Origin of the sequence: Achromobacter sp. LC458 (genome assembly GCF_001005835.2) — a bacterium.
GTDB lineage: Bacteria > Pseudomonadota > Gammaproteobacteria > Burkholderiales > Burkholderiaceae_B > Achromobacter > Achromobacter spanius_B.
On record NZ_LBHW02000009.1, the window covers coordinates 173,179 to 179,564 of the forward strand.

Here is a 6,386-nt window from a genome sequence, read left to right on the forward strand (position 1 = left end):
TTGTCCTTTTTCCGCGCTCATCCGACTTAGCAGGGATTACGTCGGATTTGATTCACGGAAACCTTCATCCCATGCCTTCCCTTTTGACCAAACCTCGCCATCCCGGCGCCTTGGCGCCTGTTGCCCGCGCCGTCTTCACTGCGTTGTTGACGCTGGCGTCGGCCCCGCCCGCGTGGGCGCAAGCTGCCGACACCGCCGCCAGCGCGCGGCGCTACGACGTGCCGGCCGGCCCGCTGGGCCTGGCCTTGAGCCGCTTCGCCGCCCAGGCCGGCGTGGTGCTGTCCTTCGACGCGTCGCTGACGCAAGGCAAGCAAAGCACGGGCCTGCAAGGGGAATACGGCATCGCCTCGGGCCTGGCGGCCATGCTGGCGGGCACGGGGCTGGAAGCCGTCAGCCAGGGCGGCAACAACTATGGGGTGCGGCGCGCGGCGGCGCAGACGCTGGCGCCCGTCGAGGTGCTGGGTTCGCGTGAACCGGGCCCCAGCGAAGGCACCGACTCGTACACCGTGGGCCTGAGCACCACCGCCACCAAGCTGCCGATGAGCTTGCGCGAGACGCCGCAGTCGGTCTCGGTGATGACGCGCCAACGCCTGTCGGACCAGGGCTTGAATACGCTGGAAGACGCCATCGCCAACACGCCCGGGCTGACCTTCAAGAAGAAAGGGTCGGCCGATGACAACGAAAAAGGCCTGTACGCGCGCGGCATGGAAGTCACCAATATGCAGGTGGACGGCGTGCCCACGCACAAGGACTTCAACGCACTGGGGCTGGACACCGCGCTGTACGACCGCATTGAAGTGGTGCGCGGGTCCACGGGTTTGTTGAACGGCGCGGGCAACCCGGCGGCGTCCATCAACCTGGTGCGCAAGCGGCCCACGTCGGACTTCCAGGCCAGTGTGGGCGCGGCCGTGGGGTCATGGGACTACAAGCGCACGGAGTTCGACTTGGGCAGCCCGCTGGATGAAGCCGGCAAGCTGCGCGGCCGCGTCGTGGGCGCATGGCAGGAGGGCGGCTCGTTCATCGATCGCGTCAAGCAGGATTCGCAGTTGCTGTACGGCGTGATCGAAGCCGATCTGGGCGAACGCACCATGCTGACCTTGGGCGGCGAGTACCAGCGCAAGCATTGCACGGCGTGCTCGTACTTCGGCTTTCCGGCGGCCTACGCGGACGGCACCAAGACGGATTTCCGCCAGAGCTTCAACTCGGCCACCGACTGGAGCCGCCAGACACGCACGCGCTACAACGTGTTCGCCACGCTGGACCACGAATTCGCGCCGCTGTGGAAGGGGTCGGTCACCCTGTCGCATACGGGCGACGATAACGACCGCACCTATGGCTGGTTCAGCAGCAACGGCTGGGCGGACCCGAACTCGGGGCGCGGCGCGTCCCTGTGGGTGGCGAAATGGCCTATTCCCAAAACGCAGAACGCCGTGGACGCCAGCCTGACCGGCGCCTTCAACGCGTTCGGCCGCCAGCACGATGTGGTGATCGGCGCCAGCGCCTCGCACACCAATGGCGACTACGACATGTACCCGCTGTGGACCGCGCCGGGCTACGACGCAAAGATTCCGGACATACGCGGCTGGTCCGGCAACATGCCCGAGCCCGACTGGCAGACAACCGGCAAGCGCGACTACACCGAAAAGCAATCGTCGATCTACGGCGCGCTGCGCCTGCGTCCCACCGATGCCTTGTCCGTGGTGCTGGGATCGCGCGTGACGTGGTGGGACCAGCAGGCGTCCTACAACTACAACGACGGCACCTCGTATCCCGACAATATGCGCGAGCAGGGCGTCTACACGCCTTACGCCGGGCTGGTCTACGACCTGACGCCGACCCTGTCCGCGTACGCGAGCTACACCAGCATATTCCAACCGCAGCAGGCGCAGAATGTGTCGGGCGGCGTGCTGGAACCCATCAAGGGCAACACCTATGAAGTCGGCCTGAAGTCGACGTGGCTGGATGGCCGCCTGAATGGTTCGGTGGCATTGTTCCGCACCCGCCAGGACAACTACGCGATGGTCGACGGCGACAATCTGGCGCCCAATGGCGACAGCGCTTATGTGGCTGCCGATGGCGCGGTGATGCGCGGCGTGGAAGCCGAGCTTAGCGGCGCGCTGAGCCCAGGCTGGCAGGTGCAGCTGTCGTATGCCTACGTGGACCGCCGCCTGCCGCAAGGCTTCATCACGCAGGTCGGGCTGCCGCGCCACATCGCCAAGCTGTACACCACGTATCGCCTGCCGGGCGAGCTGAGCGCGCTGACCGTGGGTGGCGGTGTGCGTTGGGAAAGCGGCAGCGACTATTCCAGCCGTGGCCCCGGCGGCCAGCAGTTTGAATCGTCGCAAAGCGGCTATGCGTTGGTCGACCTGATGGCGCGCTACCAGGTCAACCGCCAATGGTCGGCAACCTTGAACCTGAACAACGTCTTTGACAAGAAGTACTACGCCAGCACCAACGTCTACAGCAACTACTACGGCGCGCCGTTCAGCGCGATGCTGGGCGTGAATTACCGGTATTGATCTTGATCCGTTAAATTACGGCGTCCACGCGCAACGGCCCGCCTCGCGCGAGCCGTGGCCGGTCCCCATCAAGGACTGATCATGACCCGGCAACACCCTGAACGAGCGCCGCGGCACTCGCGTCTGCATTTGCATCGCCACCTGCATCGGCTTCCCGCCGCATGGTGAAAACGTTCGAACTCGACACGCTGAAAATGCGGCTGGGCGACGCAGAGTTTGCGCGCCTGGATCTGCATCAGCGCATCCAGCGCGCGCTACGCGCGTTGATCCTGGACGGTGCGCTGGGTGCGGGCGTGAAGCTGCCCGCCACGCGCGGGCTGGCCCTGTCCCTGGGCGTGGCGCGCGACACCGTGGAAAACGCCTACGTGCAGCTGCATCGTGATGGCTACATCGTGCGGCGCGAAGGCTCGGGTAGCTATGTGTCCGATACCGTGGGCGCCGTCCTGCGCGGCGCGGCGGGCGGGCGCGTCAAGTCTCGGCGTGGCGCGCAGGCGGGGCAGGGCGCAAGGGCGGGGCAGGGCGCAAGGGCGGAGCAAGGCGGCAATGCGGCGCCGCTCAAGGCAAGCCCCGGCCTAAGCCGACGCGGTACCGCGATCTTTGACAGCGGCGGCGTGAGCGACCAGCAAGCGGTCAGGGCGTTCGCCACCGGCCTGCCCGAAACGCGCACCTTTCCCGTGGATGTCTGGGAACGCCTGCAACGCCAGGTGCTCAAAGCGCATCGCGGCAGCGTGCTGCTGCATGGCGACCCGCAAGGGGCCGAGCCGCTGCGCCGTGCAATTGCCGACTACCTGAACCTGGAGCGCGGCGCCCGGGTGTCGGCGGACCAGATCCTGGTGTTGTCCAGCACGCGGCAGGCGCTGACGCTGTGCGCGCAACTGCTGGTGGATGCCGACGGCCCGCTCCTGATGGAGAACCCGGGTTACTTCGGCGCGCGCAAGGCGTTTGAAGCTGCGCAGGCCCGTATCGTGCCGATCGATGTGGACGCGGACGGCATCCGCATGGACCTGCTGCGGCAGGACCCCAGCGGCGCCAACTGCGTCTATGTGACGCCGTCGCATCAATACCCCACGGGCGCCATCCTGTCGCTGGAGCGGCGCCTCATGCTGACGCGCTGGGCGCATGAGAACCGCCGCTGGATCATCGAAGACGATTACGACAGCGAATTCCATTACGACGGCCCGCCTACCGCGTGCGTGCAGGGCGTGGACCAGTTTGATCGGACCTTATATCTGGGCACCTTCAGCAAGACGCTGTTCCCCGGCTTGCGAATGGGCTACATGGCGTTGCCGCCTGAGCTGGTCGACGCCTTTGCCCGCGCCCGCAGCATCATGGACGGGCACACGCCGCAGGTGCTGCAACTGACGCTGGCGCGCTTCATGGAAGACGGCCACTACAACGCGCACGTGCGGGCCATGCGCAAGCTGTATGCGTCGCGCCGCGCCTGCATGCTGGATGCCATCGGGCGGCACCTGTCGGGCATCGTCACCGCCATCCGGCCGCCGGGCGGCTTGCAGGTGCCTTGCCTGCTGCAAGCGGGATGGTCCGAAGAACAGACCATCCGGCAAGCGGCCGCGGCCGGTATCGTGCTGCCCGGGATCAGTCGCCTGTACGCGGGGGTGGATCGCCTGGAAGGGTGGCTGCTGGGCTACGCGTCGTTGGCCGAACACGAGATCGAAGCCGCGATGCTGCGGCTGCGTAATGCGTTGGCGCGCACGCCACGCCGGTAGCGCTCATGGCGTGCATCGCGGCTTGGCGATTGGTGGCGTGCCTGGCGGCTGGGGTATTGGTGGGGCCTGCCTGACCGCTGGGTATGGGGACCTGCCTGGCGGCCCCGTGCGCCTACGGTCTGGCCGCGCTGCCAACCAGCGTGCGATGGCCGCCATGGATCAGCAGGTGCGCCGTCAGGCCGGCCACCAGGCCCCAGAACGCGCCGCCCACGCCCAGCAGCGTGACGTTCGCGGCGGTGGCCAGGAAGGTGATCAGCGCGGTTTCGCGCGTGCGGGCGTCGGCCATGGCATTGGCCAGGCTGCCGCCGATGGCGCCCAGCAGCGCCAGCCCGGCCAGCGTGGTGATGAAGGCCTTGGGCAGCACCATGAACAGCGTGGCCAGCGTCACGCCGAAGGTGCCGACCAAAACGTAGAACAGTCCGCACGCCAAGCCTGCCAGGTAGCGCTTGCGCGGGTCGGGATGCGCGTCCGGGCCGGTGCAGATGGCCGCCGTGATTGCCGCCACGTTGAACGCGTGCGCGCCAAATGGCGCCATCAGCAACGAGCCCAACCCCGTCGTGACAAGAATCGGGTTGGCGCTGGTCTTGAAGCCGTCGTTGCGCAGCACCAGCATGCCGGGCATGTACTGGCCGGTCAGCGTGATGATGAACAGGGGCAAGGCCACGCCCAGCAAGGCGTTCAGAGAAAACCGCGGCATTTCGAATACCGGCGTGGCCAGGCTCAAGTGCACGGCGGAAAAATCAATGCGGCCTTGCGCGATCAGCATCGCCAGGCCGATGACCAGGATGCCGACCACGGCAAAGCGCGACGTGAATCGCTTGAGCAGCGCGTACGACACCACCAGGACGATGACCAGCAGCGGCTCGACGCTGGCGCCGCCAAAGGCATTGACTCCGAACTGAAGCAGGATGCCCGCCAGCAGGCCTGCCGCGATGCCGCCCGGTATCAACCGCACCAGCTTTTCGAAGGCGCCCGACATGCCCAGCACCAAAAAGCCCAGCGCTGAAATGACATACGCGCCGATCACTTCGCCATAGGGCGTGAACGGCATCACCGTAGCCAGGAACGCGACGCCGGGGGTGGACCACGCGGTGATGATCGGCGCTTTGTAGCGAAAACTCAGCATTGCCCCCGTGATGCCCACGCCCACGGACACCGCCCACACCCACGACGCGGTCTGCGCCGGTGTCAGCCCGGCCAACTCGGCGGCCTGGAACACCAGCACGAAGGTGCCGCCGTAATTGACCAGCACGGAGATCAGCGCCGCAACGGTCGGGGAAAAGAAGTCGGCGGCGCGCAGGCTGGCCGGCAATGGATTCATGACATCACTCCACACTTTGAAGAAAACGCGGCCGGCATCTTGACGATGGCCGGCCGGCGCGGAAAGCAAAAGTGTAGGGCTGTGGCGGCCTGTTCAATCAGGCCACATTCCTGAATACCACCAGACCACTTACCGGCAACGCTGCGTGGGCAGACCGTAGCCGACGGTAATGGCGGTGACGGGCACGTCCTTGAAGGCGGCCTGGGCCGCGTCGTCAAAGCGCGTTTCGCAATTGAACTTGGTGTCCATCACGTAGTCCTCGCCGGCGGCCTTCTTGATCTGGGCTTCCCAGGCGTCGGCGGCGTCCATTGCCTTGCCGCTGACCAACACCGTCTCCATCAGCACTTCCACGGCGCCCGACGAACGCGGCGCGGTCCACAGCGCGTAGACGGACGGGTCCGCCGCGTTGCCGCACTGCGAGAGGCAATCCGCGGTGTAGCGCAGGCCCCGGCCGAACATGCCGGGGGTGATGGGCTGGCCGGCCTTGGGCGCGTCTTCGCCGATAAAGCTCTTCAAGTCGGCCTGGCAGCCCGGCGCCAGCTCCAGGCGCAGCGCCGTCACCTTGCCGTTGCCGATGGTGGCCCTGACCTGACACTGTTGCACCACGAAGACGTGGTCATTGCCGAAGGATTCCCGAGGCACGCCGGCAACCGATTCCAGATAACGCTGGTTCGCGCCCAACATGGCGCCGTTGAACACTTCCTTTACCGTCGCCGCCTGTGCGGCGCTTGCGCCGACCAGCAGGATACCCAGGGCCAAGGCTTTGAACTTCATTCGAATGACACTCCGTGGTTGGTGGCATCGCGAGCCCGTGGCGGG

The 6,386-nt window shown here is 66.4% G+C and carries 4 protein-coding genes; 2 read left to right on the forward strand and 2 right to left on the reverse strand.

The genetic code is table 11. The annotated features are described in order from the left end of the window. Positions 1 to 71: 71 nt before the first annotated feature. Both YH64_RS10580 and YH64_RS10585 read left to right on the forward strand, forming a co-directional pair. A complete protein-coding gene (locus tag YH64_RS10580; protein WP_046803874.1) occupies positions 72 to 2,519 on the forward strand; it encodes a TonB-dependent receptor in 2,448 nt (815 codons plus the stop codon). Positions 2,520 to 2,680: 161 nt separating this feature from the next. Beyond that, entirely contained in the window at positions 2,681 to 4,246 is a 1,566-nt protein-coding gene (locus YH64_RS10585) for a PLP-dependent aminotransferase family protein (protein WP_046803875.1), read from the forward strand. Between the two features lie 112 nt (positions 4,247 to 4,358). Here the strand turns inward: YH64_RS10585 and YH64_RS10590 are convergent, their stop codons facing one another. Both YH64_RS10590 and YH64_RS10595 read right to left on the reverse strand, forming a co-directional pair. After that, the gene (locus tag YH64_RS10590; RefSeq protein WP_046803876.1) at positions 4,359 to 5,567 is read right to left on the reverse strand and encodes a benzoate/H(+) symporter BenE family transporter; all 1,209 of its coding nucleotides are present in this window, start codon (positions 5,565 to 5,567) and stop codon (positions 4,359 to 4,361) included. Positions 5,568 to 5,696: 129 nt separating this feature from the next. Further along, a complete protein-coding gene (locus YH64_RS10595; RefSeq protein ID WP_046803877.1) occupies positions 5,697 to 6,341 on the reverse strand; it encodes a hypothetical protein in 645 nt (214 codons plus the stop codon). Positions 6,342 to 6,386: the final 45 nt, after the last annotated feature.